21 protein-coding genes are annotated in these 23,505 nt (G+C 63.7%); 6 read left to right on the forward strand and 15 right to left on the reverse strand.

Translation table 11 applies throughout. The features are described 5' to 3' along the window. Positions 1–457: 457 nt before the first annotated feature. Positions 458–2,665, forward strand: a complete 2,208-nt coding sequence (locus tag AC57B6_RS13845; protein WP_496421532.1) for a YadA family autotransporter adhesin — start codon at positions 458–460, stop codon at positions 2,663–2,665. Positions 2,666–2,882: 217 nt separating this feature from the next. Here the strand turns inward: AC57B6_RS13845 and hrpA are convergent, their stop codons facing one another. Continuing rightward, positions 2,883–7,160 (reverse strand): ATP-dependent RNA helicase HrpA, encoded by a 4,278-nt coding sequence (gene hrpA / locus AC57B6_RS13850; protein ID WP_496421533.1) that lies wholly within the window; start codon positions 7,158–7,160, stop codon positions 2,883–2,885. 23 nt (positions 7,161–7,183) lie between these two features. Here hrpA and argA point away from each other — a divergent pair, with 23 nt between their 5' ends. Together argA and AC57B6_RS13860 are read left to right on the forward strand one after the other, a co-directional pair. After that, positions 7,184–8,572, forward strand: coding sequence for an amino-acid N-acetyltransferase (gene argA, locus AC57B6_RS13855; RefSeq protein WP_028199458.1), 1,389 nt, complete (start codon positions 7,184–7,186; stop codon positions 8,570–8,572). 100 nt (positions 8,573–8,672) lie between these two features. Continuing rightward, entirely contained in the window at positions 8,673–8,948 is a 276-nt protein-coding gene (locus AC57B6_RS13860; RefSeq protein ID WP_027775455.1) for an oxidative damage protection protein, read from the forward strand. A 274-nt stretch (positions 8,949–9,222) separates the two neighbouring features. On the opposite strand, the gene AC57B6_RS13865 is transcribed toward AC57B6_RS13860, so the two are convergent. Then, positions 9,223–9,456 (reverse strand): hypothetical protein, encoded by a 234-nt coding sequence (locus tag AC57B6_RS13865; RefSeq protein WP_127837937.1) that lies wholly within the window; start codon positions 9,454–9,456, stop codon positions 9,223–9,225. A 208-nt stretch (positions 9,457–9,664) separates the two neighbouring features. Here AC57B6_RS13865 and proP point away from each other — a divergent pair, with 208 nt between their 5' ends. Next, entirely contained in the window at positions 9,665–11,167 is a 1,503-nt protein-coding gene (proP, locus tag AC57B6_RS13870) for a glycine betaine/L-proline transporter ProP (RefSeq protein ID WP_496421534.1), read from the forward strand. 87 nt (positions 11,168–11,254) lie between these two features. Here the strand turns inward: proP and AC57B6_RS13875 are convergent, their stop codons facing one another. The 10 genes from AC57B6_RS13875 to AC57B6_RS13920 all read right to left on the reverse strand — a co-directional run bounded on the left by AC57B6_RS13875 (position 11,255) and on the right by AC57B6_RS13920 (position 19,084). Then, positions 11,255–11,743, reverse strand: coding sequence for a metallophosphoesterase family protein (locus tag AC57B6_RS13875; protein ID WP_183798566.1), 489 nt, complete (start codon positions 11,741–11,743; stop codon positions 11,255–11,257). 28 nt (positions 11,744–11,771) lie between these two features. Further along, a complete protein-coding gene (locus tag AC57B6_RS13880; RefSeq protein ID WP_030101666.1) occupies positions 11,772–12,347 on the reverse strand; it encodes a TMEM175 family protein in 576 nt (191 codons plus the stop codon). A gap of 113 nt (positions 12,348–12,460) precedes the next feature. Beyond that, positions 12,461–12,847 carry a DUF488 domain-containing protein gene (locus AC57B6_RS13885; RefSeq protein ID WP_046568507.1) on the reverse strand — a complete coding sequence of 129 codons (387 nt, stop codon included), beginning with the start codon at positions 12,845–12,847 and terminating at the stop codon, positions 12,461–12,463. Positions 12,848–12,992: 145 nt separating this feature from the next. After that, positions 12,993–13,310, reverse strand: coding sequence for a hypothetical protein (locus AC57B6_RS13890; RefSeq protein ID WP_106351481.1), 318 nt, complete (start codon positions 13,308–13,310; stop codon positions 12,993–12,995). A gap of 128 nt (positions 13,311–13,438) precedes the next feature. Further along, positions 13,439–13,795: a cupin domain-containing protein gene (locus AC57B6_RS13895; RefSeq protein ID WP_454806156.1), complete on the reverse strand. Its 357-nt coding sequence runs from the start codon at positions 13,793–13,795 to the stop codon at positions 13,439–13,441. 72 nt (positions 13,796–13,867) lie between these two features. Continuing rightward, positions 13,868–15,268: an FAD-containing oxidoreductase gene (locus AC57B6_RS13900; protein WP_496421535.1), complete on the reverse strand. Its 1,401-nt coding sequence runs from the start codon at positions 15,266–15,268 to the stop codon at positions 13,868–13,870. A 153-nt stretch (positions 15,269–15,421) separates the two neighbouring features. Beyond that, positions 15,422–15,622: a hypothetical protein gene (locus AC57B6_RS13905; protein ID WP_028199450.1), complete on the reverse strand. Its 201-nt coding sequence runs from the start codon at positions 15,620–15,622 to the stop codon at positions 15,422–15,424. A gap of 238 nt (positions 15,623–15,860) precedes the next feature. Further along, entirely contained in the window at positions 15,861–18,170 is a 2,310-nt protein-coding gene (locus AC57B6_RS13910) for a putative bifunctional diguanylate cyclase/phosphodiesterase (protein ID WP_252888200.1), read from the reverse strand. A 114-nt stretch (positions 18,171–18,284) separates the two neighbouring features. Then, positions 18,285–18,521 (reverse strand): hypothetical protein, encoded by a 237-nt coding sequence (locus AC57B6_RS13915; RefSeq protein WP_281664795.1) that lies wholly within the window; start codon positions 18,519–18,521, stop codon positions 18,285–18,287. Next, positions 18,518–19,084 carry a DUF4865 family protein gene (locus AC57B6_RS13920; RefSeq protein ID WP_496421536.1) on the reverse strand — a complete coding sequence of 189 codons (567 nt, stop codon included), beginning with the start codon at positions 19,082–19,084 and terminating at the stop codon, positions 18,518–18,520. Before AC57B6_RS13920 ends, AC57B6_RS13915 begins: the two co-directional genes overlap by 4 nt. Positions 19,085–19,179: 95 nt before the next feature. On the opposite strand from AC57B6_RS13920, the gene AC57B6_RS13925 reads away from it, so the two are divergent. Continuing rightward, on the forward strand, positions 19,180–20,046 hold the full coding sequence (locus AC57B6_RS13925) for a LysR family transcriptional regulator (RefSeq protein WP_496421537.1): 867 nt from the start codon (positions 19,180–19,182) through the stop codon (positions 20,044–20,046). A 38-nt stretch (positions 20,047–20,084) separates the two neighbouring features. Here AC57B6_RS13925 and AC57B6_RS13930 read toward each other — a convergent pair whose 3' ends face one another. After that, positions 20,085–20,930 (reverse strand): SH3 domain-containing protein, encoded by an 846-nt coding sequence (locus AC57B6_RS13930; RefSeq protein WP_496421538.1) that lies wholly within the window; start codon positions 20,928–20,930, stop codon positions 20,085–20,087. Positions 20,931–21,101: 171 nt separating this feature from the next. Between AC57B6_RS13930 and AC57B6_RS13935 the strand changes: the two genes are divergently transcribed. After that, on the forward strand, positions 21,102–21,656 hold the full coding sequence (locus tag AC57B6_RS13935) for a lysozyme inhibitor LprI family protein (protein ID WP_046570223.1): 555 nt from the start codon (positions 21,102–21,104) through the stop codon (positions 21,654–21,656). Positions 21,657–21,658: 2 nt separating this feature from the next. Here the strand turns inward: AC57B6_RS13935 and AC57B6_RS13940 are convergent, their stop codons facing one another. Together AC57B6_RS13940 and AC57B6_RS13945 are read right to left on the reverse strand one after the other, a co-directional pair. Next, positions 21,659–22,207 carry a nucleoside deaminase gene (locus AC57B6_RS13940; protein ID WP_028199443.1) on the reverse strand — a complete coding sequence of 183 codons (549 nt, stop codon included), beginning with the start codon at positions 22,205–22,207 and terminating at the stop codon, positions 21,659–21,661. Positions 22,208–22,253: 46 nt separating this feature from the next. Further along, positions 22,254–23,384, reverse strand: a complete 1,131-nt coding sequence (locus AC57B6_RS13945) for a BMP family ABC transporter substrate-binding protein (RefSeq protein WP_028199442.1) — start codon at positions 23,382–23,384, stop codon at positions 22,254–22,256. Positions 23,385–23,505: the final 121 nt, after the last annotated feature.

The following is a 23,505-nucleotide window of genomic DNA, read 5'->3' on the forward strand; positions in this document are numbered from 1 at the left end:
CACGGGTTCGTCCATCGACTAACGACCCATGCCTTGACGCACTTCCGGCATTTTCAGATTTAACAGACGCGGATTATTTTTTCTTAATTAACCACCGCCCGCATCAAGACAAAAAAAGACCATTCCTTAATTAACTCAATTGACGATAAATTCATCAGAATTAAATCCACAATAATTACGGACTTTTGATTCAATTAGGAATTGGCTTATTCCGCCGTTTCCCGCCCGCACCGGACAATTCCGCCGTTCATCGCCTAACACTCAATCTCCACGAACATCAAGGCATGAGGCCGGCGACTCGACGCGCAGCCACTTTTTAAAGCACGAAAATGAATAACAGAAATATGTTATTCGCAGTGCTTTATTGCGCGTAATAAACAAGGGCGATGATGCCTTTCGAATCGCCCTCATTTCACGCGATGTTCACGTTCGTCATTCCGAGGAGCGATTTAAGAATATGAATAAGGCTTACCAATCAGGCAGGTGGTGTGAAACGTCAGGAACGAGAGTCGCCGTCGCCGCGGCCGTGCTATGGGCAAGTGTGCCCACCGCCCACGCCGCGGGCACCGCCGCCACACTATATTTCGACGCCAGCGGCTCCGGCCCCTCGCAATTCGAAGCCTATGCGGCGCCGAACATGTCGGCGCTCGCAGCCGGCATGAAGGCCTACGCCAGCGGCCCGAACTCGGTCGCGTTGGGGGTGCTGGCAAGCGCCACGGGCCTGAGCGCGGTCGCGCTCGGCCACGAGGCGCTTGCGCAGCTGTCTGGCGCCTTCGCCGGCGGCATGCGCGCGTCAGCCATTGCGGTCAACAGCACGGCCCTCGGCGCGCTGGCTTCGGCAACTGACACCGGTGCGACCTCGCTGGGCGCGCAAGCCAACGCCTCGGCCCAGGCAGCTACCGCAATCGGCTTCGGCGCCGTAGCCAATGTGCGCGGCGCGACGGCGTTCGGCAGCAGCGCCAGCGCCGCCGGCAGGTCCGCGCTCGCGCTCGGGGACAGCGCCCGGGCCAGCGCGGCCACCAGCGCCGCGCTCGGCGCAAACGCATGGGCCCTGCACGACAACAGTGTCGCGCTCGGCGCCGGCTCCGTCACCCTGTTCGGCGCGCAAACCGGTTACCACGCGTTCGGCCTCGCGGCTACGCAAGATTCGAACGGCGAAGTGAACATCGGCAATCGCACCCTGAGCGGCCTCGCAGCCGGCTCGGCCGATCAGGACGCCGTCAACGTCGGACAGCTGAAGGCGCTCGCCGATGCCGGCAAGCCGCACTACTTCAAGGCCGACGGCGCGGACAACGGCACCGACGACGCATCCGCTCTCGCCGGCACGAATGCGCTTGCAGCCGGCAGACTCGCGTCCGCCACGGCGACGGAAGCGGTCGCGATAGGCGCGGGCGCGACCGCGAGCATGGGCGGCGCAATTGCGCTCGGCAGCAACGCCGGTGCCACGGGCGTCGCCGCCATCGCAATCGGTAACGCCGCCCGCGCCACCGGAACAGACAGCCTCGCGCTGGGCGACAACGCGTGGGCCATCCACGGCAACAGTGTGGCGCTCGGCGCCAGTTCGGTGACCCGATTCGGCGCGCAGACGGGCTATACCGCATATGGCCTGGCGGTTCCACAGAATTCGATGGGGGAAGTCAACGTCGGCAACCGCACGATCAGCAGTCTCGCCCCGGGCCGCGACGATCGCGACGCGGTCAATGTCGCGCAGCTCAAAGCGGTCGCAGCCCAGGCGGATGCGGCTGCCGTCAAGGTCGACGGCGCCCTCATGTACGACACCAACGCCGACGGCACGGTGAACCGGAACAGCGTCACGCTGGGTGGCGATGCCGCAAGCGGCGCCACCGTGCTCCATAACGTCGCGAACGGCGTGGACGCTACCGACGCCGTCAATCTCGGCCAATTGAATGCGGCCATCAGCGGCGCGGTCAGCAACATTGCCGTCAATACGGCCGATCCGTTCTTCGGCGCGCAAGGCGATAGCAATACGGAAGGCGCGGTGGCCAGCGGCACGCACAGCGTCGCCGCGGGCGCGAATGCGCAAGCCACGGGTGCCAATGCGGTAGCGGCGGGTGCGAGCGCGCAAGCGACGGGCACCAACGCGGTAGCGGCGGGCGCGAGCGCGCAAGCGACGGGCACCAACGCGGTGGCAATGGGCGCGAACTCCGTTGCGAGCGGCAATAACGCCACCGCGCTCGGCGCCTCGGCGAACGCCGGCGCCGACAACTCGGTCGCGTTGGGTCAAGGCTCGGTCGCGGAGCGGGCGAATACGGTATCGGTCGGCGCGGCGGGACAGGAGCGGCAGATCACCAACGTCGCGGCCGGCGTGCAAGGCACGGATGCGGTCAACGTCAATCAGCTGCAACAAAGTGTGAGCGGCGCCGTCGGTCAGGCCAACCGCTATACCGACGACCAGATCCGCTCGGCCCGCCGCGATGCGTATGGCGGCACGGCCTCGGCGCTGGCCGTCGCGGGCCTGCCGCAAGCGGTGCTGCCGGGGCGCGGCATGATTGCAATGGCCGGTGGCACCTATGGGGGCCAATCGGCAGTGGCAATCGGTGTGTCGCAACTGTCTGAAACGGGCAAGTGGGTCTACAAGGTGCAAGGCACGTCCGACTCGCGCGGCCAATTCGGCGCGTCGCTCGGCGCCGGCATGCATTGGTAAGGCGCACACGCAGGAAGCAGGACCGGCTCGATCCGAACCGGTCACGGTGATGACTTTAGCGTTGTCGTCATGTAGCGAGCTGGCTCGGGTCCCGAAGGGCCCGCGCCTTTACGCGCGATGTCATTCTCACAAGGAGTGGTATTGCGCGCTTTTTTGCGCGCAATACCGCGCGCGCCCCGCCGCCAGCGATGGCGCACATGCATGCCGCCAAGCGCCCTCAGCGCTGCATCGATTCCCACACCTTATAGAGACGCTTCACCGATACCGGCATTGGCGTGCGCAACTCCTGCGCGAATAGCGAAATCCGCAATTCCTCGAGCAACCAGCGGAATTCCGACAAGCGCGTATCCAGCACCCCACCGCGTTGCGCAAGCGCACGCTGGTAGTTCTGCAAGAGCGGCTGGAATTCGGCGAACTGCCTTGCATCGCGCGCGGAGTCCGCCTTCAGCTTGTCGATGCGCAGCGCAATGCCCTTCAGATAGCGCGGGAAATGCGCCAGTTGCGGATACGGCGTATCGACGACAAAGCGCTTGCCGATCAGCCCGTCGAGCTGATTCTGCATGTCCGAATGCGCGGCGGTGAAGGACCTGGCCTGCACCAGCTTCTTTGTCACGGTCGCATATTCGCTCAGGATCTGCCCCACCAGCCGCGCAATCTCCTGCGCCAGCAAAGTCAACCGGCTGCGGCCCTCGTCGCGGCGCGTGTGGAAGCTGACGTCGTCGTCGGGCAGCGGGTCCTGCAGACACGCGCGATCGAGCGCGGTGTCGATCAGTTGATCGCGCAGTTCTTCCTGGGTGCCGCGCGGCATGAACTGCATCGCCATTTCGCGCAGCCCCGGGAGGTTCTTTTCCAGGTATTTGATCGGCTCTTTCAACTGCAGCGCGAACAATCGACGCAGCCCGGCGCGATGGATACGCGCGGCTTCATCGGGTGAATCGAACACTTCGACATCGCAGTGCGTGCCACGATCGACGAGTGCCGGATAGCCGAACAACGTCTGGCCGCCGCGGCGAATTTCCAGCAACTCGGGGAGTTTGCCGAAATTCCACGTCGTCAGCTTTTCGTACAGCGCGGTGCCTTGCGTGCCGTCTTGCGACGCGGTTTGCGGACCAGGTACGGCAGCGCTCTTACCGCGCGATCCCGCGCGATCCGCACCACCCGAACCGCCGGCTTGCACAGCAGCGGCCACCCCACCACCGCCGCCCGCATCCGCCAACGCTATCCCGGCCGCCCCCGACGCGATCTTCTGGAAATGCTGCTGCGCCTGGCCGCCGAGTTCGGCGCGCAGTTGCGACAGGTTGCGGCCCATCGCGAGCTGGCGGCCATGCTCGTCGATCACCTTGAAGTTCATGAACAGATGCGGTGTCAACGTCTCGAGCTTGAAGTCCGATTGCTTCATCGCGACCTGAGTCTGCTCGCGAATGTCCGCAATCAGCGACTCGAGCAAACCGCCCGCGCCGAAGCGCGGACCGCTGTGCCGCTCGACGAAACCCGCCGCGAACTCGGGCAGAGGCACGCAATGACGCCGCAGCTTCTGCGGCAGCGATTTCAGCAGCAGTTGCGTCTTCTCTTTCAGCATGCCGGGCACAAGCCATTCGCAGCGTCGCGCGTCGACCTGATTCAACGCATAGAGCGGCACCGCGAGCGTCACGCCGTCGCGCGGCGAACCGGGTTCGAAGTGATAGCTGAGCGTCATCTCGACGCCCGCCATCGTCATCCGCTTCGGGAACAGATCGGTCGTCACCCCGGCGGCTTCGTGCCGCATCAGATCGTCGCGCGACAGATACAACAGCCGCAGCTTGTCTTCCTGCTGGCCGCTCTTTTTCAGCTCGTCGCGATACCAGCGCTCGAACGATGCCCCGGTGTATATGCCTTGCGGAATCGCCTGATCGTAGAAGCCGAAGATCAGCTCGTCGTCGACCAGCACGTCCTGACGGCGCGACTTGTGTTCCAGTTGCTCGATATCGGCGAGCAGCTTGCGGTTATGCGCGAAAAACGCCAGCTTCGTATCGAATTCGCCTTCCACCAGTGCGCCGCGAATGAACAGCTCGCGCGCCCGCGACGGGTCCTGCTTGCCGAAGCTCACGCGCCGCCGGTGATAGATCGGCAGGCCGTACAGCATCGCGCGCTCAAACGCCGACACCTGCGCCGCGCGCTTCTCCCAATGTGGCTCCGAGAGCGATTTTTTCAGCAGATGCGAGCCGATCTTCTCGATCCACTCCGGCTCGATCTTCGCGATACAGCGTGCGTACAGCCGGCTCGTTTCGACCAGTTCCGCGGCCATCACCCACTTGCCCGCCTTCTTCACCAGCGCGGACCCAGGCCACAGATAGAACTTGATGCCGCGCGCACCGAGGTAATACGGTTCGTCGTCGGCTTTCAGGCCGATGTTGCCGAGCAGGCCGGTCAACAGCGCCAGATGAATCTGCTCGAAGGTCGCTTCGGCTTCGTTCAGACGCCAGCCGTGTTCGCGCACCACCGTCAGCAGCTGCGAATGCACATCGCGCCATTCGCGCAGCCGCAGTTGCGACAGGAAGTTCTTGCGGCACTCGTCGTGCAACTGCTTGTTCGACTTCTTGTGCGCGATCGCCTCTTCGAACCAGTTCCAGATTTTCAGCCACTGGAGGAATTCGGAGCGCTCATCGGCGAAACGGCGATGTGCCTGATCAGCCTGCTCCTGCGCTTCGATCGGCCGGTCGCGCGGGTCCTGCACCGACAACGCGCTGGCAATGATGAGCACTTCCTTGAGCGCCTGCTGGTCGCGCGCGGCGAGAATCATCCGGCCGATACGCGGATCGAGCGGCAGGCGCGCGAGCTCTCGCCCAAGCGGCGTGAGCTGGTTGTCGTCGTCAACCGCGCCGAGTTCGTTGAGCAGCTGGTAACCATCGGCGATCGCGCGGCCCGGCGGCGGCTCGATGAACGGAAACGTTTCGATCGCCGTCAGGTGCAGCGACTTCATCCGCAAAATCACCGACGCCAGCGACGAGCGCAAGATTTCCGGATCGGTGAAGCGCACTCGGCCCTGAAAGTCACTTTCCTCATACAGACGAATGCAGACGCCGTCGGCCACCCGGCCGCAACGCCCTGCCCGCTGATTCGCGGCCGCTTGCGAAATCGACTCGACCTGCAATTGTTCGACCTTGTTGCGGTACGAGTAGCGCTTCACGCGCGCCAGACCCGTGTCGACCACGTAGCGAATCCCGGGCACCGTCAGCGAGGTTTCGGCGACGTTGGTGGCCAGCACGATACGGCGCGCGTTCGACGTGCGGAACACGCGTTCCTGTTCCGCGGCCGAGAGGCGCGCGAACAGCGGCAGAATTTCCGTGTGCGGCGGATGATGCTTGCGCAGCGCTTCAGCGGCATCGCGAATTTCGCGCTCGCCCGGCAGGAACACCAGCACGTCGCCGGGACCTTCGCGGCACAGTTCGTCGACGGCGTCGACGATCGCTTCCATCAGATCGCGGTCTGTCTCGCGCTGGGTTTTCGGCCGCTCGCGCGCCTCGCGCGACGCTGTCGAGGACGAGGTCCCTTGTGCCGCCTTCACCGCCGGACTGTCTTCCACGACTGGACGGTAACGCACTTCGACCGGATAGAGCCGGCCGCTGACTTCGATGACCGGCGCGGGTTTCTCGTCGCTGCCGAAATGGCGCGCGAAACGGTCGGCGTCGATCGTCGCCGAGGTCACGATCAGCTTCAGATCGGGACGCTTGACGAGAATTTCCTTCAGATAGCCGAGCAGAAAATCGATGTTCAGGCTGCGCTCGTGCGCCTCGTCGATGATCAGCGTGTCGTACGCCTTGAGCAGCGGATCGGTCTGCGTTTCGGCGAGCAGAATGCCGTCGGTCATCAGTTTGACCGACGCGCCGGGCGACAGGTTATCGGTGAAACGCACCTTGTAGCCGACCACTTCGCCGAACGGCGTGCCGAGTTCTTCCGCGATCCGCCGGCCCGTTGCCGATGCCGCGATCCGGCGCGGCTGCGTATGGCCGATCAGACCGGTGCCGCCCGCGCCGAGACCGCGCCCAAGTTCGAGGCAGATTTTCGGCAACTGGGTCGTCTTGCCCGAACCGGTCTCGCCGCAGACGATCACGACCTGATTCTGTGCGATCGCGCGTGCAATCTCTTCGCGGCGGCCGGAAACCGGCAGCGCTTCGGGGAACGTGATCGGTGGAATCGGATTCGGCTCGACGACGCGCTGCGGGCGTGGCGGGCGTGGCGGGCGCGCTTCACGGCGTGCATTGCGCCCGGCATCGTCCGTTTGCGGCGCTTTTTGCGCGGCCACGGCGGCCTCGCGACGGCCGCCCTGAGAGGGATTTTTGCTGGGCGCGGGCGCTTGCGCGTCGTCCGCGCCACGACGCGGCTCGCGCGCCGTTTTCGGTGCGTTGCGGTCTGCGTCCTGCGCGTGGCGGCGCTGCGTGTTGCCGGCGTTCTTCGGATCGGCGGCCGGCGCTGAATTCTCGTTCGCCGTAGCGGGACTTTTGGGTACATTCGACATGGGGGCGCATTATAATCCCCGGCATGAATTCCCAAACCGACCTCGTCCCCGCGCCCGCGAGCGTTCCGGCCCCCGCCGGAGCAACGGAAGATCTCGCCCAGCATGCGCAATTTGTCGACTGGATGCGCTCAGTCGCCCCTTACATCCATGCGTTCCGTAACAAGACGTTTGTCGTCGGTTTCGGCGGCGAAGTGGTGCATCAGGGGCTCCTGAACGCGCTGGTGTCCGATATCGCGCTGCTGCAGGCGATGGGCATCCAGATCGTGCTGGTGCACGGCTCGCGGCCGCAGGTCGAAGAGCAGATGAGCCTGCACGGCGTGGAGTCCGAGTTCTCGCACGGCATGCGCATTACCGATGCGCGCGCGCTCGAATCGGCGAAAGAAGCGGCCGGCGAAGTGCGTCTGGATATCGAGGCGGCGATCAGTCAGGGCCTGCCGAACACGCCGATGGCCCACGCGCACATCAGCGTGGTGTCCGGCAACTTCGTGACGGCGCGACCGGTCGGCATTCTCGACGGCGTCGATTTCCAGCACACCGGCGTGGTGCGCAAGATCGACGCGGATTCGATCCGTCATTCGCTCGCGAGCCGCAAACTGGTGCTGCTCTCGCCGCTCGGCTTCTCGCCCACCGGCGAGGCCTTCAATCTGTCGATGGAAGACGTCGCCTCGGCCGCCGCGATCGCGCTGCGCGCCGACAAGATCGTGTTCCTGACCGAAACGCCAGGCCTGATGGAGGCCGGCGAAGACGGCCCCGAACTGGTGCGCGAGCTGTCGCTCGACGACGCCTACAAGCTGCATGAAAGCGGCGAAGTCACCGGCGACGCGGGCTTCTACCTGAAACATTCGATCCGCGCCTGCCGAGGCGGCGTGGCGCGGGCGCATATCATCCCCTACGCGCTCGACGGCAGCCTGCTGCTCGAACTGTTCCTGCACGACGGCGTGGGCACGATGATTTCGTACGAGAACCTCGAAAGCCTGCGCGAAGCCACACCGGACGACGTCGGCGGCATTCTCTCGCTGATCGAACCGCTCGAATCCGACGGCACGCTGGTGCGCCGCGGCCGCCACCAGATCGAACGCGACATCGACCATTTCTCGGTGATCGAGCACGATGGCGTGCTGTTCGGCTGCGCGGCGCTGTACCCGTACCCGCAGGAGCGCATCGGCGAAATGGCCTGTCTCACGGTCGCGCCTGAAGCGCAAGGCACCGGCGACGGCGAACGTCTGCTCAAACGCATCGAACAACGCGCACGGGCGCGTGGCTTGACGCGGATTTTCGTGCTCACCACACGTACCGAACACTGGTTCCTCAAGCGCGGCTTCGTCAAGGTCACGGTCGACGACCTGCCGGAAGACCGTCGCCGGCTCTATAACTGGCAGCGCAAGTCGCTCGTACTGATGAAACAGCTCTGAACGTCCCTATATAAAGCGGCTGGGCGCCGTAACTATTTTTTATGAGACCGGAGAGCAAGCGCTGAAGCACTCACTCCGGTCGACAAAGGAGAAACACAGCATGACTCGTATGGTTCAATGCGCGAAACTCGGCAAGGAAGCCGAAGGCCTCGATTTCCCGCCGCTGCCGGGAGAACTCGGCAAGCGGATCTACGAAAGCATCTCGAAGGAAGCGTGGCAAGCCTGGTTGAAGCAGCAAACCATGCTGATCAACGAAAACCGCCTGAACATGGCCGATCCGCGCGCACGCCAATATCTGATGAAGCAGACGGAAAAATTCTTCTTCGGCGAAGGCGCGGATACGGCGCAGGGTTATGTGCCGCCGCCGGCTGAATAATTGCCTGCCCCCGGCATCGGCCTCGCTCGCCGAACTGAAGCGGGTCAGACAAAAAATCCGCGCCAGGTGCGCGGATTTTTTTCGTCTGTTTTCCGTTCACCGGTCCTTCTTAGGGGCGCCTCCGGCTTCACCAGTCAGTACATTTTCAGGCCGCTTTAAGCCGCTTTTCCATACCTTCGCGATCCGCTGAATCCCCCACCCGGCAAGGGATTGAGCGCCTTTCCGGGGACGGCCCGCGCGCACCGGGTTTGCACGATCCTCCGTCATCGTGCTATCATGTGCCTCGTTCCAACAGCATTTCACCTTCATTCGCGTTCTTTTCAGAGTGATTTACGCGTGCCATTTTGCGGTGCGCCGCCCCCTGAATCGGACAGTTTTTATACAAGAAGGCTTGTCGGTCGTTTCCCCGCTTGAACTCTGCATAAGCGGCAAATAAAGCACCGGCCTTTTTCGTTTCAAGCCTTCCAGCGGCGCGTGGGCCAGCTTTCAGCCACCCCAGCGTCCTCATGCATCTGCCCCCCTTCCACGGCCACGCAGATGCAACAGTCAGCACAATCTAGACGAGTGTTTTTTCGCGATTCGTTCGCGAGGCACGGGCGTTTTATTTTCTTTTCCACGCCCCCTTCTATCGCCTGCCGGCGAGGAAGACGCCATCGCGCTACTCGCGAAACTGCACTTCCCCCAGCACCCGTGGCGGAACGTTCATGTGCGTTTGCATGAGTTTCGTCGCAGTCATTGGAGTTTTCACCTTGACCGCTTCCAGCAACGGCTTCTGGCGAAACCACAAAGAAGAACAACGCCTCTCCCTCGACGACATCACCGTCGTCGACAAATCCCTCCTCAAGCGGGCCGTCGGCGCCATGGCGCTCGGTAACGCGATGGAATGGTTCGATTTCGGCGTGTACAGCTACATCGCTGTCACGCTCGGCAAAGTATTCTTCCCGTCGTCGAATCCATCCGCCCAGTTGCTCGCTACCTTCGGCACGTTTGCCGCGGCGTTCCTGGTGCGGCCGCTCGGCGGCATGGTGTTCGGGCCGCTGGGCGACCGCATCGGCCGTCAGCGCGTGCTGGCGATGACCATGATCATGATGGCGGCCGGCACCCTCGCGATCGGCCTGATTCCGAGCTATGCGAGCATCGGTATTTTCGCGCCGGTGTTGCTGCTGGTCGCGCGTCTCGTGCAGGGCTTCTCGACGGGTGGTGAGTACGGCGGCGCCGCGACTTTCATCGCCGAGTTCTCGACGGACAAGCGCCGCGGCTTCATGGGCAGCTTCCTCGAATTCGGCACGCTGATCGGCTACGTGCTCGGCGCGGGTACCGTCACACTCCTGACGGCGACGCTGTCGAGCGAGGCCCTGCTTTCCTGGGGCTGGCGTGTGCCGTTCCTGATCGCGGGTCCGCTGGGTCTGATCGGCCTGTACATTCGGATGAAGCTCGAAGAAACGCCCGCGTTCAAGAAGCAGGCCGAGCAGCGCGAAGCCGAAGACAAGGCGCTCCCGAAGCAGTCTTTCCGCGAATTGCTGATGCAGCAATGGAAGCCGCTTCTGCTGTGCGTCGGCCTCGTGCTGATCTTCAACGTCACCGATTACATGGCGCTCTCGTATCTGCCGAGCTATCTGTCGGCCACGCTGCACTTCAACGAAACGCACGGCCTGTTCCTCGTGCTGCTCGTGATGGTGCTAATGATGCCGATGACGCTCGCAGCCGGCCGCCTGTCCGACACGATCGGCCGCAAGCCGGTGATGCTGTTCGGTTGCGTGGGTCTGTTCGCGCTGTCGATTCCCGCGCTGCTGCTGATTCGCATGGGCACGATGCTGCCGGTGTTCAGCGGCCTGATGATTCTCGGCGTGCTGCTGTCGTGCTTTACCGGCGTGATGCCGTCGGCGCTGCCGGCGCTGTTCCCGACGAAAATCCGCTATGGCGCGCTCGCCATCGGCTTCAACATTTCGGTGTCGCTGTTCGGCGGAACAACGCCGCTCGTGACGGCCTGGCTGGTCGACAGCACCGGCAATCTGATGATGCCCGCCTACTACCTGATGGGTGCTTCGGTGATCGGTATCGTCTCGGTGCTGGCGCTGCGTGAAACGGCTCGCAAGCCGCTGCTAGGCTCGGGTCCGTGCGTGGCCACGCGTGCGGAAGCGCATGCGGTGCTGCGCGGCGAGCGTGAGGCGCAGGAGATGGACGAACGCTACGCAGCCACGGCTACGGCACGCGCCTGATCCTGGGTTGTGCGGTTGCCGATTGCCGGTTGCCGAACCAGTCACGCATGTCCCCAAACGGGTCGGCAGATTTGCCGGCCCGTTTTGTTATGTCACCAGCAAATCGAATGTCGCGCTTGCGTGCGCGCCTTCGATAACGAGCATGCCGGCGGAAATCGGCAACTTGAAACGCCTCGGCCCGGCACTCCCCGGGTTGATGAACAGCACGCCGTCGCGCTCGCTGATCGCGGGCTTATGCGAGTGTCCCGTCACGACCACGCCGATGCCTTCACCGCGCGGATCGTCGCCTACGTCGGCGATATCGTGCACGACGAGGATCGTCACCTGTTGCACAGTCAGCTTGACGTGTGTCGGCAACGAGGCGACCGGCCCGGCGATGTCGTTATTGCCGCGCACGGCGGTAAGCGGCGCGATCCTCGCGAGTGCATCGAGCACCGCCTGATTGCAGATATCGCCCGCGTGGATGATCGCATCGCACCCGGCGAGATATTGCAGAGCTTCGGGACGCACGAGGTTGTGCGTGTCGGAGATCAGGCCGATTCGGGTGGCGGTGGCGCTGTGGGTACGCGAAGTCATGATGCGAGTTCGAGCGCCGGCCACATGATCAAGCTTCCATCATGTGTTCGATACGCCGGTCAGGCACCAGCCACCACGCCGCAGCCAGTGCGTAGAGCGCGGCCGAGAGCCACGGCTGCACGAATGCCAGCACCATGCCCGCCAGATAAATGACGACCGAAACCTTGCCCTTGAAGTCGCTGCCGACCGCCTTGGCGATCGTCGACTCCGTGCCGTGCTCGCGGATCAGCGCACGCGTCAGAATGAAATACGCAATCGCCGACATGAACAACACTCCGCCGTACATTGCGGCCGGCCACGCGGCGAGATGGCTTTCGCCGATCCAGTGCGTGACGGCCGGCAGCAGCGACAACCAGAACAGCAGATGGAGATTGGCCCAGAGCACCGCGCCATTGACCTTCTGCACGGCATGGAACATGTGGTGGTGATTGTTCCAGTAGATGCCGACATAAATGAAGCTCAGCACGTACGCGCAAAACACGGGAATCACGGGGCGCAGCGCGGCGAGGTCGTGGCCCTCTGGCACCTTCAACTCGAGCACCATGATCGTGATGATGATGGCGATCACGCCATCGCTGAAGGCTTCGACGCGTCCCTTGCCCATCGGTCGGTTTCCTGATTGTGTAGTCGAGATTGGAAGCCCGGTCAGGCTTCGTACGCCGCCGATTATCGGCGATGACAACCGGACTTGTCGAATACCGGCCACAGCGGCACGCGTCAGCGGATCAGCGCGCCGCGCTCGCTTAACAATTGACGAAGAATGCTGCGATGGCACCGATTTTCGTCCTCGCAGTAGCAGCCGACAGAAAAGTGCGTCGTTTGTGACAGTGCGGCAAGCAGGTCCAACACCTTACTGGCGTCGCCATCGTTCATCTGCGCGCGGAATTTTTTCGCAAATGCGCGCCACTCGGCGTCGCTCGCGGCCGTTTTCGCGTCTTTGATCAATTCCGCAGCGGGCGACAGATTAGGCAGCCACACGTCGTAATAGTCACGAGTCGCGAATTCCGTCCTGGGCACGCCGCGCGGCGGTCGCCGAACGGTGCCGATCCGCAGGCCTTCGTCGGCGGCTCTCGGCGACCCGAGCTGGACGATGCTAATGCTCATGTTTTTTTCCTGATTCGTGGTGGAATCACAAGCGCCACGCCACGCTGCCTCGACCTCGGCCGGCGCAGGACCGATCCAGGACCAAACCCAAGCCAAAACCCAAGATCAATAAGCGCCGCTCGCCAGTGGTTCAGGTCACGCGAGCCTAGCGCTTCGTGCCTTTCATCGCCTCGACTTCCATGGCGGCTTGCCGCTCTTCGCTCGCCTCGATCGGATCCATCGACTCGTCGATCGAGGCCGCCGCACGTTCCGCGACATCTTTCGTTTCGTCGAAAACGGGATCGAATTCGTCGTCATCATCGCCCGGCGGCTCCAGCATATCGTGCAGCATAGCCGCCAGTTCCGGCGTATCCCACTGCGCGCCCTGCTGCTTCTGCTTTTTTATGTAATGTCTCACCTCCGCGTCCTGCTCCGGGGTCAGCGGAAGTCCGCGAAACGTGCTTTGGGGGTCGGCATCATGCATGATCTCGCTCCAGGATACGTGCCAGTTCGAGTGTAATCCCGTTATGGTGACGTAATCTTCGTTATCGGTCACTGCCCATCAACCTGTCCGGCGACGCCTGACGCCGCCGGGCTGCGTCTGAACACCCGTCAGCGGGGAACTTCCGGGGTGTAGACCGCCAGCCATACACTCGGCTCGGTGTCGCTGGTCCACGCCACCCGGTGTCGGCAATGCGCTTCGATCAGCACGTAGTCACCTGGTTTCATCGGATGCGGCTCGCGTTCGCCTTCGAATTCGAGGGTAGCCGCGCCGCTCAGCAGCGCGACCCACTCGGCGCGCGGACTGTCATACCAGAAGTCCGGCGGACTTGCGTGCCCTCTGGAGACGATCCGCTCGATGCTCACGCCGGCGTCTTCCACGAGCGCGTCGACTTGCTCGTCAGAGCTTGCCGGCGCGCCGAACTCGAAGAGATTGCCGCTGCCTGGACCGCTGCTTATGCGTTTCATCGCGTGTGCTCCGGCTTGGTCTGCCACCTGCCACCTGCCGCCTGGGTCCGCGGTTGCGGCCGGGCGCACAGCTCATTTCAGCGGCTTGAGCCCGTCGAGCAAAGTCGGCACCAATTCGCTGATGGTAGGGTGAATGTGCATCGCGTATTGCAAGGTCGGATATGGTGCGCCGGCGGTCATGATGTCAATAAACGTGTGCAGCGCTTCGTCGCCTTCGATGCCATGGATCGCGGCGCCAAGAATCTGCTTGCTCTCGGCGTCGGCCAGCACCTTCATGAAACCGTCGGTCTCGCCGCGCTCACGCGCGCGGCCTACCCGCGTCATCGGCATGGTGGCGATCAGCGCATCGCGGCCGGCCTTGCGCACATCGGCCTCGGAGAGCCCGACACGCGCAAGCGGCGGATCGACAAATACCGCATACGCCATGATGCGTGTGTCGACGCTGCGTGAGCCTCCGTCGAGCAGATTGGCCGCAACGATATGGAAATCGTCGTAAGACGTGTGGGTAAACGCGCCGCGTCCGTTGACGTCGCCGATTGCCCAGATGCCCGGCACGTTGGTGCGCAACTGGCCGTCGACGGGAATCGTGCCGTGCTTGTCCCGCGCGATACCGGCGGCGTCGAGGCCGAGATCGTCGGTATTCGGTTCACGCCCGGTGGCGAACAGCACGTGCGACGCTTCGAGCGCGGGAATGTTCTGCTCGAAGCCGATGCATATCTCGTTCTCATGATGCGGATGCGGCTCGACCCGCGAAGGTTGAGCGCCGAACATAAACTCGACGCCTTCGCGCGCCAGCACCTTCTGCACGGAATCGGCGAAGTCGGCATCCTCGCGCGTAAGTATGCGTTCACCGCGCACTAGCACCGTCACCCGGCTGCCGAAACGGCGAAAAATCTGCGCGAATTCAAGCGCGATATAGCTGCCGCCGACAATCGCCAGATGGTCCGGCAATTCCGTCAGTTCGAGCAGATTGGAGTTGGTGTAGTAGCGAATTCGCTCGATCCCGTCGAGCGGCGGCACAACTGCGCGCGTGCCGGTATTGATGAAGATTTCGTCGGCGCTGAGTTCGTGGAGCACGGCGCCATCCGGGCCGCTGACGGTAAGCGTATGTGCGCCGGTGAAGCGTGCGTGGCCGTTGAAGACGGTGACATTGTCGGCGCCGCGCAGCCATTTCTCGACGCCGTCGCGCGACTCGCCGATGATCCTGTCCTTGCGTGCCTTGACCGCCGCCAGATCGACGCTCAGCGCGCCGCCCACCTGTACGCCCAACTCCGCGGCATGACGCGCCACGTGGGCCGCGCGAGCGCTCGCCACATACGATTTGGTCGGCGTGCAACCGACATTCACACAGGTCCCGCCGAAAGCCGCCCGTTCGATGACCGCGGTTTTACGCCCGCTTTGCCCGAGGCGCACGGCGAGCGGCGCACCGCCTTGTCCGGTGCCGATCACGACTGCGTCGAAATGCTGTGGCATGGCAAATCTCCCGAGGCTGGGATGCTGGTCGTAGCATCTTACGCTCAGCGCCTCGACTTGCCTTTATCGTCGTTTCGATCGTTTTCGTTGCGCGGTGCGGGACTGATGGCGCGCGCGTGCCGATTGACAGAGATTGCGTCTGACGGAGAGTATTCAGGCGTGGCAGTGCACCGCGCAGATCAATTCGCGCGAACGTTGCAGCGCGGCTTGCGCACCGCGCGTCGCGACAACCCAACCGACCTGCCCGAGGTTGAAATCCTGCGACACCATCACCTGCATGAGGGCGACCATCGGCAGCACCACCGATGGCCGGTAAAGCTGGTTCTTGATCAAGGCGGGTAGAACGGGTCCCATTGCGGCTCCCATCGCGCGAGGCCGCTTCGGCACGGCGCGGAAATAACATTCGATGGGAGGATTGTAGGGAGACCGGAGGCGCGGATAAATACCGGGAACGCGAAGGCACTTGTTCGTCAATCTGAACAATCGGATCGGGGCGCGCGTGGCAGCAAGGTTGTTGTATAGCCCGCTGTATTAGCCCGCCCGCCGGCGTGGTTTTCAGCGTTTGCAGCCATGGCCGCAAACGCCAGAACAGTCATGACGCGCCGGCCATCCCCACTTGCGCGTCACATAAACTACGCGCATAAGCACTCGCGCCGACCGGCCGGCTGTAAAAATACCCCTGCTGCTTGTCGCAAGCGATCCCGCGCAAAAACGCCGCCTGCTCCGCGGTCTCCACACCCTCAGCAGTGACATTCATGCCAAGCGAATGAGCCATCGCCACCACCGCCTGGGTGATCGCGATCGAATCGCGATGATCCGGCAACCCGGCGACGAAGGATCGGTCGATCTTCAGGTTATGCAGCGGAAACCGCTTCAGATACGACAGCGACGAATAACCGGTGCCGAAATCGTCGACGGAAATCCGCACGCCCATCGCGCTCAACGCACTGAGCATCGGCAGGACAGCATCGCTGTCGCTCATCAGAAGCCGCTCGGTGATCTCCAGCTCCAGCGCGCCCGGCTCGAGTCCGGACTGCTCGAGACAGCGCTCGATCCGCTCCACCAGCCCGCCTTTGAACTGCCTGGGCGAGAGATTCACTGCAACGATCAAATCCGGCGCGAGCGTGCGCCGCCACTGCGCGGCCTGCTCGCAGGCGCGGGCCAGCACCCAGGCGCCGATCTCGACGATCAGGCCGGCGTCTTCGGCCACGGGGATGAATTCCACCGGCGAGACATTGCCCAGGTCGCTGTTGTACCAGCGCAGCAGCGCTTCGGCGCCGATCGTGCGGCCGCACTGACTATCGACGATCGGCTGATACACGAGGCTCAGTTCGTCGGTAGCGAGCGCGCGCCGCAAGGCCTGCTCGATCATGAAGCGGCGTTGCAGGCGCTGATTCAATTCGGCCGTGAAGAACTGAAAATTGTTACGGCCGCATTGTTTCGCGTGATACATCGCGGAGTCGGCGTTACGCATCAGCGTGGGCACGTCCTGGCCGTCTTCGGGAAACAGACTGATGCCGATCGACGCGCCCATGTAGTACTCGTTGTCCGCCACCGCGAACGGCACCGCGATCGTGTCGAGAATGCGCTGGGCGAGCGCGATCAGCTGAGCGGTGTTTTCGTATGCGCTGACCACGATCACGAACTCGTCGCCGCCCACGCGGGCGAGCGTGTCACCGAAAGCGACACACGCCGACAACCGCTGCGCCACGCTGCACAGCAACGCATCCCCCGCCTCGTGACCCGCGGTGTCGTTGACCTTCTTGAAGCCATCCAGATCGACGAACAGCACGGCCACCCGCGCCAGTTCGCCCATCCCGGCCATGCCCGCCGGCGCGAACAGATCGCGCATCCGCTCGGCGAGATAGGCGCGGTTGTAGAGCCCGGTCAGCGGGTCGCGGGTGGCCAGAAACTTGAGCTGACGTTGTGCTTCGCGCACCGGGCCGATGTCCGTAAACGAAATCAACACCGAACTGGGTTCGCTATCGCCCGGTTTGATGATCGGCACGACATTCTCAGTAATCCAGATGACATCGCCGCCGATCAGTTCAAGGCCGATCGTGACGCCGAGCAGAGGCTTACCGCTTGCCAGCACCCGGCTAGTGGGACGAGCGGCCTCGGTGACGATGGAGCCATCCTCGTGATACGCCCGCACCATCACCGTCAGAATGTCGCGGCCGATCAGTTCGGTGCTCGCCCGCAGAATACGTCGCGCACTCGGATTGCAGGCCAGCACCACGCCGTCGCGCGCCTGCACGATGATCCCCTCGTTCAGATGGTCCACGACCAGCCGGTGATGCTCCTCGCTGCGTGCAAGGCGTTGCGCCATGGCGTCCTGGTGAACGGCGAGACCGACGCTGTGGCTGATGTCATAGAGTATTGCCGCCTCTTCGGCGCTCGGCCGGCGCGGCGTGCGGTGATAGACCGCGAACGCGCCCAGCACGGTGCCGGAATCGTTTTCAAATGGCACCGACCAGCACGCGCGCAAGCCGAGCGGCAACGCGAGATGCCGGAAATCGTTCCACAGCGGATCGGTTTCGATATTCTCGACGGTCACCATGCGCCGCTCGAACATCGCAGTGCCGCACGAGCCTGCTCCCGGACCAATCGCGACGCCGTCGATCGCGGCACTGAAATGTGCCGGCAGCGAAGGCGCGCCGCCCACGCGTGCGCGCACGCCGTCCGCATCCAGTAGCAGGATCGAACAGACTGCGCCTTCGCCAAGCAGCGCTTCCGCGCGGCGGCATACTTCATCGAGCAATTCCGGCAGCGGAGTATTGCGGGTAATCAGCCGCAACACCGTCCGCTCCGAAGCCAGCACACCCTCGGCCCGATCCGGCCCGTAGCGGGTGCTCTCAGGCGTTGCTCCCATCGCGTAATCTGATGTCGCTTCGCGTGTCATTTGTGCGCCCCCTAACCCGACATCGGCAAGTTAGTGTACGCGGCGCACCGGGGTTTACGCGAGGGCGGCGCACTTTAATCGCGGTGCATAGCGCGAAATACTTCGGCCGAGCGGCTACCTCGCCAGCCAATGCAGCAACGGCGCCATCAACACGGTGAATCCAGTGATCGAGCCCGCCGTCAACGCCAGCCCTGCCAGATGGGCGGACAGCACTGCACGGGCATCGAGCGGAGCGGCTCGCGCGTGTGAATCGCGCACAACAGGCGCGGCTGTCGAACCGCTTTCAGCCGCCCCACTGTTGGCGCCGCCACGGTTGAACGTGCCGTGGCCTGATGTGCCACACGCACTCACTTCAGACTCGCGACGCCCGGCCGCGCGAGATGCAGCACCTCGTAGACCGTGCGGCCCGCGGTGGAGACCGGCGCCGCCGACGACAACGTGAGACGGATCAGCTTCCAGTTGGCGACATCGAGCGCGGAGACCACGGCGACCGTATCGTCCTGCTCCGCGATGCGGCGATTCTCCTCAGTCAGCGCGGCACGCAACTCGGCGCGGTTGTCCTGCTCGCCGATCGGCTGTTCGTCGCGATACAAGGCGAGCGCCCGCTGCGCCGGCCCCTTGCGGGCGTCGAGCGGCAACCAGGTTTCGACCTCGGGCCGGCCGAAATCGTCGATCACGTTCTGAAAGCGCGAGCCCATGAAAAAGTCGGCGGTTTGCTCGGCGTCGAGCCACAGGTACACCGCGGAATACACGTTCGCCGTGGCGCCATAGCGGCCCCGCTCACGGACGACGAAGGCCTTGAAACCCAGACCTTCGGTGTCGTCCCACAGCGGGCCGCGCCGCGTCGCGCGTTCGCGGATGATTCCCATGTCATAGGTGGACGGCAGACGGTGCAAATATTGTTTGGCAAGCATGGCGAACTCCTCTTCGTTTCGACTGGTAATGAGCTTGCGCCGCCGCGATCATTACAGCAAGATATGGTGATTTATATCTGCAATAAAGTTTCAATATGTCAACCCTCTCCCGTCCTCTCGATCTGGATGCGATCCAGGCCTTCGTGCTGGTGGCGGATCTCGGCAGTTTCACGCGCGCGGCCGAAGTCATGGACACCTCACAAGCCGCGATGAGCCTCAAGCTCAAAAGGCTCGAAGAGCGTCTGGGCTACCGCTTGCTGGAGCGCACGCCGCGGGTGGTCAGGCTCTCGCCGCGCGGCGATGTGTTCATCGGCGCCGCCCGGCAATTGCTGCTTGCTCATGAACGCGTCCTGGCGGGAAGCGCCGCCGACACGCCGGAACGCCGGCTCAAGCTGGGCATCAGCGATCACGTGGCCGGGCCGAATCTGCCAGCCTTGCTGGGACGGCTCGCGGCTTACGATCCGCTGCTCGTCATCGAGGTACGCATTGCCGCGTCGCGCGACGTGCTGGCGTGGTTCGAGCGGGGTGAAGTGGACGCGGCAATCGGCCGCCGCGAGGGCCATCGCAGCGATGGACAACTGCTGGCCGAGGAGCGGCTTGGCTGGTTCGCTGCGCCGGGCTGGCAACATCGCGAGGGGCAGCCGCTGAGGCTAGCGACGCTCGCTGCGCCGTGCGGGATTCGCGCGATTGCGACGGATGCGCTCGATACGGCCGGGATCGCGTGGACCGAGGTATTCGTCGGCGGTGGCGTGATGGCGGTGGGCGCCGCCGTCAGCGCGGGACTTGCCGTCGCCGCACTGGCGCAGCGCGTGGCGCCAGCAGGTGCGATCGAGGTCGGCGAGCAACTCGGCCTGCCGCCGCTGCCGACCTCGAAGGTGGTATTGCATACGCGGCTGAGCGATCCGCGCTCGCAGGAAACCTTGCGAGCCGTCAGCTCGGCGTTTCTGAACGCGGCGTACTGAGGAGCACGTGTGGGCCGGATAGACCGGCCCCGGATGCCTCAGCCGTTTCCACCTCCAGGGGGTCTGCCTCCGCCGCCCTGTGACGGCCCACTTGGGCGATTATTCCCGCCGCCTTGCTGGCCACCCGGTGGACGCCCGCCTGGCGGACGGCCACCTGCGTTGCCCGGCGGCTGACCACCCGGTGGACGGCCTCCCGCATTGCCCGGTGGCTGACCACCCGGTGGACGGCCACCTGCATTACCCGGTGGCTGACCACCCGGCGGGCGGCCACCTGCATTACCCGGTGGCTGACCACCCGGCGGACGGCCACCTGCATTGCCCGGTGGACGGCCACCCGCGTTGCCCGGCGGCCGATTACCTGGCGGGCGACCGCCAACATTCCCGGGTGGCGGACGGCCCCCCACATTCCCCGGCGGCGGTCCGCCTGGCGGACGGCCTCCCCGCGGCCGTCCCGCACCGGGTCTTGGCGGCGGAGGCGGCGGATGATTCGCCCAACGCGAGCGCTGGTTGTACCACGGCCGCCCGCGATAATAATTGCCCCAATAAGTCCCGATCGAGAAGGTCACGATCGGCAGGCCGATCACGGTGCCGTAGCTCATCACCGGCACATTGCTGCCCCGATAGGGATAGCTGAGCCGCCCTGCATAGACCCAGCCACGCAGATTCGGCGCGGCGACGTCACACCATTGGTAACCGCTGATACAACCCATCACGGTCACGGGCACCCCGCCCGGCAACTGCGTCACGACGGGGTAGTCTCTGGCAGGCCCGGCGCGCACATTGACGCTGCTGTTCGTGTAGGCCTGCGACTGCGCTAAAGCCACTGCGGGCAACGCCAGCAGGCCGGCCGCCGCGTATAGCCATGGCATGAGGTGTTGTTTCATTGCTCCTCCCATTTTTCGCGTCCCGCATTGGCGCGCATGACCTGGGGTGGCCCATGCAAGGCAAGATTTGGTAATCACCCACCCGAATTCACGCTGTTCTCGGGCATCTGTACTCCGGCGACCCGGTCGATCATCCATTGCATGAAAAACCCATGCACTGCCGAGACCACGATGAAAATCTTCCGCCCCCTCCTTGTCGCTGCACTGATGCTCACGTATCTGCCCGCTCACGCTACCAGCTTCGACTGCAAGCGGGGACGCTCGCTCACCGAACGGATGATCTGCAACGACCCCGCGCTCTCGAAGCTCGATGACACGCTTGGACAACTGTACTGGAAAGCACGGCGACGGGTCACCGACCGTCGCGCGTTTCTCACCGACAGTGACAGCAAGTGGGCGTGGCGGGAAGCGAATTGCCGCGACGCCGGGTGTCTGGGGACGTGGTATGCGACGCGAATCGAGGAGTTGCAGCGGCTGATCGAAAGCATGCGAACCGGCGCACCGGATACCCCCGCGGAACCGGAGCTCCGGCGCAAAGCTGTCATGCCCGCGCTACAGCAAAGCGAAACCGCGATGCTGCGATGCACCGCGGCAAATCCGGGGATCGTCGTGAACGACCAGTGCTCCACCGTGATCAGGCAGAGCAGCGGGCGATGGAAATATCAGCCGCACGGTGGCGACTGGTTCTGCGGACTGGCGATGCTCTCGTCGACGAACGAGCAATAGCGCTACCTTGCGCTCCAGAATCTCCGCTGCACCGCCATCACCTCCGCCTCCACCTCGGCCACCGGGCCGATCACCTCGACGGGCTTCTGGCAGTGGTCGAACACGTAGCGGCAATCCACGCTCATGGTCGGATTTTCGGCGTGATCGCCGGTCGCCTCCAGCAGGCGTTTCTCGGTCATGCCGAACACGACGCGGCCGATGTTGGCCCAATACATCGTGCCGGCGCACATGCAGCAAGGTTCGACCGATGTGTACAGCGTGCAGCTCCACAAGTACTCCGGCGTGAAGTTCAGCGCCGCCACGCGAGCCAGCACCGACTCGGCGTGATTCACCGTGTCGACATTGCCCTGCTCCATCAGCACGGTCTCCTGATCCGGGCCGATCAGCACCGCGCCGAACGGATGATGCCCCAGCAGCGTCGCCCGTTCGGCTACCCGGCTCGAATGCCGCAAATGCCGCACGATCTGCTCGTGTGTCGGCGTTAAACCCTGCGGCGGATAAGTCGGCGCCGCACCTGCGGCGCCGGCATCGGTCAGAACGGTAAGGCTCACGGGCGATCTCCCTTAATAATAATAGTTAGGCAACCGTATCAATCAATTACTTCGGCAACGAGCCGTCCACCCCTTGCACGAACCAGTTCAGGCGCAACAGTTCCGCATCGCTCAGCGACTTGCCCGCGGCGACCTTCACCGCGCCCGATTGATCCGTAATCGGACCCGCAAACGGATTGAACTTGCCCGAGATGATGTCGTCGCGCTTCTGGTTCAGCGCCTTTTGCGCCGCCGGCGATACCGCGTCCGTGTTGATGTCGGCCAGATCGATCGCCTTCTCTTTCAGCCCCCACCATACCGGCGAGTTGTTCCACGTACCCGACATCACCTGCTGCACCAGATGCGAGTAGTAAACGCCCCAGTTGCTCACGCATGCACCCAGTTGCGCGTTCGGCCCGAACTTCTTCATGTCGGAGTCCCAACCGAATGCATGCACTTTCTTCTGCTCGGCCGTCTGCATCGTCGCCGTCGAATCGGTGTTCTGGATCAGCACGTCGGCACCCTGGCCGATCAGCGTCTCGGCGGCCTGCTTTTCGCGGCCCGGATCGAACCAGCTATTGATCCACACGACCTTCACGCGCGCATTCGGGTTGACCGAGCGTGCGCCCATGGTGAACGCGTTGATGTTGCGCACCACCTCCGGCACCGGTACCGAGCCGACAAACCCAAGTGTGTTCGACTTCGTCGTATAACCGGCGACCAGCCCGGCCAGGTAAGCGCTCTGATAGGTCCGCACGTCATAGGTGGCGAAGTTGGCGGCCTTCTTGTAGCCGGTCGCATGCTCGAATACCGCGTCCGGAAAATCCTTGGCGACCTTCAGCTCGAAATCCTGAAAGCCGAAGCTCGAGCCGACCACGATCTTGTTGCCCTTGGACGCCAGGTCGCGAAACACCCGCTCCGAATCCGCCGACTCCGGTACGTTCTCGACGCGCGTCACCTTGATCTTGTCGCCGAATTTCGCCTCGATCTCTTTCACGCCCTGCTCGTGCGCATAGGTCCAGCCGGCGTCGCCCGGATTGCCGAGGTAGACGAAGGCGATGCCAAGCGGCTGTGTGCTCGCGGCTGTCGCCGTCGCGGCGCTGAACGCGAGGGACGCGCCGAGCGCGGCGGCGAGAACGGTCCGGACGGTTTTGATGCGCAGTGAGTGATTCAGCACTCTCGCCAGCGTTGCTTTCATGAATTCTCCGAAAAGGGTTTCCAGGTGCCTGCCACAGCGCGGGTGTGTCCCGGGCAAGGCACCAGCATAAGGGGCCATATTCGAAGGTCAATTTCAGCACAAAAAATATTTCCCGTTATCT

This window comes from Paraburkholderia sp. BGA-UO-ETr-F12 (assembly GCF_059567945.1).

Coding starts and splice junctions, on each gene's coding strand:
- argA (WP_028199458.1), top strand. CDS start 7,184: ATGAATTCCCAAACCGACCTCGTCCCCGCGCCCGCGAGCGTTCCGGCC.
- AC57B6_RS13885 (WP_046568507.1), bottom strand. CDS start 12,847: ATGAGCATTAGCATCGTCCAGCTCGGGTCGCCGAGAGCCGCCGACGAA.
- AC57B6_RS13865 (WP_127837937.1), bottom strand. CDS start 9,456: ATGAGGACGCTGGGGTGGCTGAAAGCTGGCCCACGCGCCGCTGGAAGG.
- proP (WP_496421534.1), top strand. CDS start 9,665: ATGAGTTTCGTCGCAGTCATTGGAGTTTTCACCTTGACCGCTTCCAGC.
- AC57B6_RS13935 (WP_046570223.1), top strand. CDS start 21,102: ATGAAAATCTTCCGCCCCCTCCTTGTCGCTGCACTGATGCTCACGTAT.
- AC57B6_RS13880 (WP_030101666.1), bottom strand. CDS start 12,347: ATGGGCAAGGGACGCGTCGAAGCCTTCAGCGATGGCGTGATCGCCATC.
- AC57B6_RS13905 (WP_028199450.1), bottom strand. CDS start 15,622: ATGGGACCCGTTCTACCCGCCTTGATCAAGAACCAGCTTTACCGGCCA.
- AC57B6_RS13930 (WP_496421538.1), bottom strand. CDS start 20,930: ATGAAACAACACCTCATGCCATGGCTATACGCGGCGGCCGGCCTGCTG.
- hrpA (WP_496421533.1), bottom strand. CDS start 7,160: ATGTCGAATGTACCCAAAAGTCCCGCTACGGCGAACGAGAATTCAGCG.
- AC57B6_RS13860 (WP_027775455.1), top strand. CDS start 8,673: ATGACTCGTATGGTTCAATGCGCGAAACTCGGCAAGGAAGCCGAAGGC.
- AC57B6_RS13920 (WP_496421536.1), bottom strand. CDS start 19,084: ATGCTTGCCAAACAATATTTGCACCGTCTGCCGTCCACCTATGACATG.
- AC57B6_RS13910 (WP_252888200.1), bottom strand. CDS start 18,170: ATGACACGCGAAGCGACATCAGATTACGCGATGGGAGCAACGCCTGAG.
- AC57B6_RS13875 (WP_183798566.1), bottom strand. CDS start 11,743: ATGACTTCGCGTACCCACAGCGCCACCGCCACCCGAATCGGCCTGATC.
- AC57B6_RS13925 (WP_496421537.1), top strand. CDS start 19,180: ATGTCAACCCTCTCCCGTCCTCTCGATCTGGATGCGATCCAGGCCTTC.
- AC57B6_RS13890 (WP_106351481.1), bottom strand. CDS start 13,310: ATGCATGATGCCGACCCCCAAAGCACGTTTCGCGGACTTCCGCTGACC.
- AC57B6_RS13895 (WP_454806156.1), bottom strand. CDS start 13,795: ATGAAACGCATAAGCAGCGGTCCAGGCAGCGGCAATCTCTTCGAGTTC.
- AC57B6_RS13845 (WP_496421532.1), top strand. CDS start 458: ATGAATAAGGCTTACCAATCAGGCAGGTGGTGTGAAACGTCAGGAACG.
- AC57B6_RS13945 (WP_028199442.1), bottom strand. CDS start 23,384: ATGAAAGCAACGCTGGCGAGAGTGCTGAATCACTCACTGCGCATCAAA.
- AC57B6_RS13900 (WP_496421535.1), bottom strand. CDS start 15,268: ATGCCACAGCATTTCGACGCAGTCGTGATCGGCACCGGACAAGGCGGT.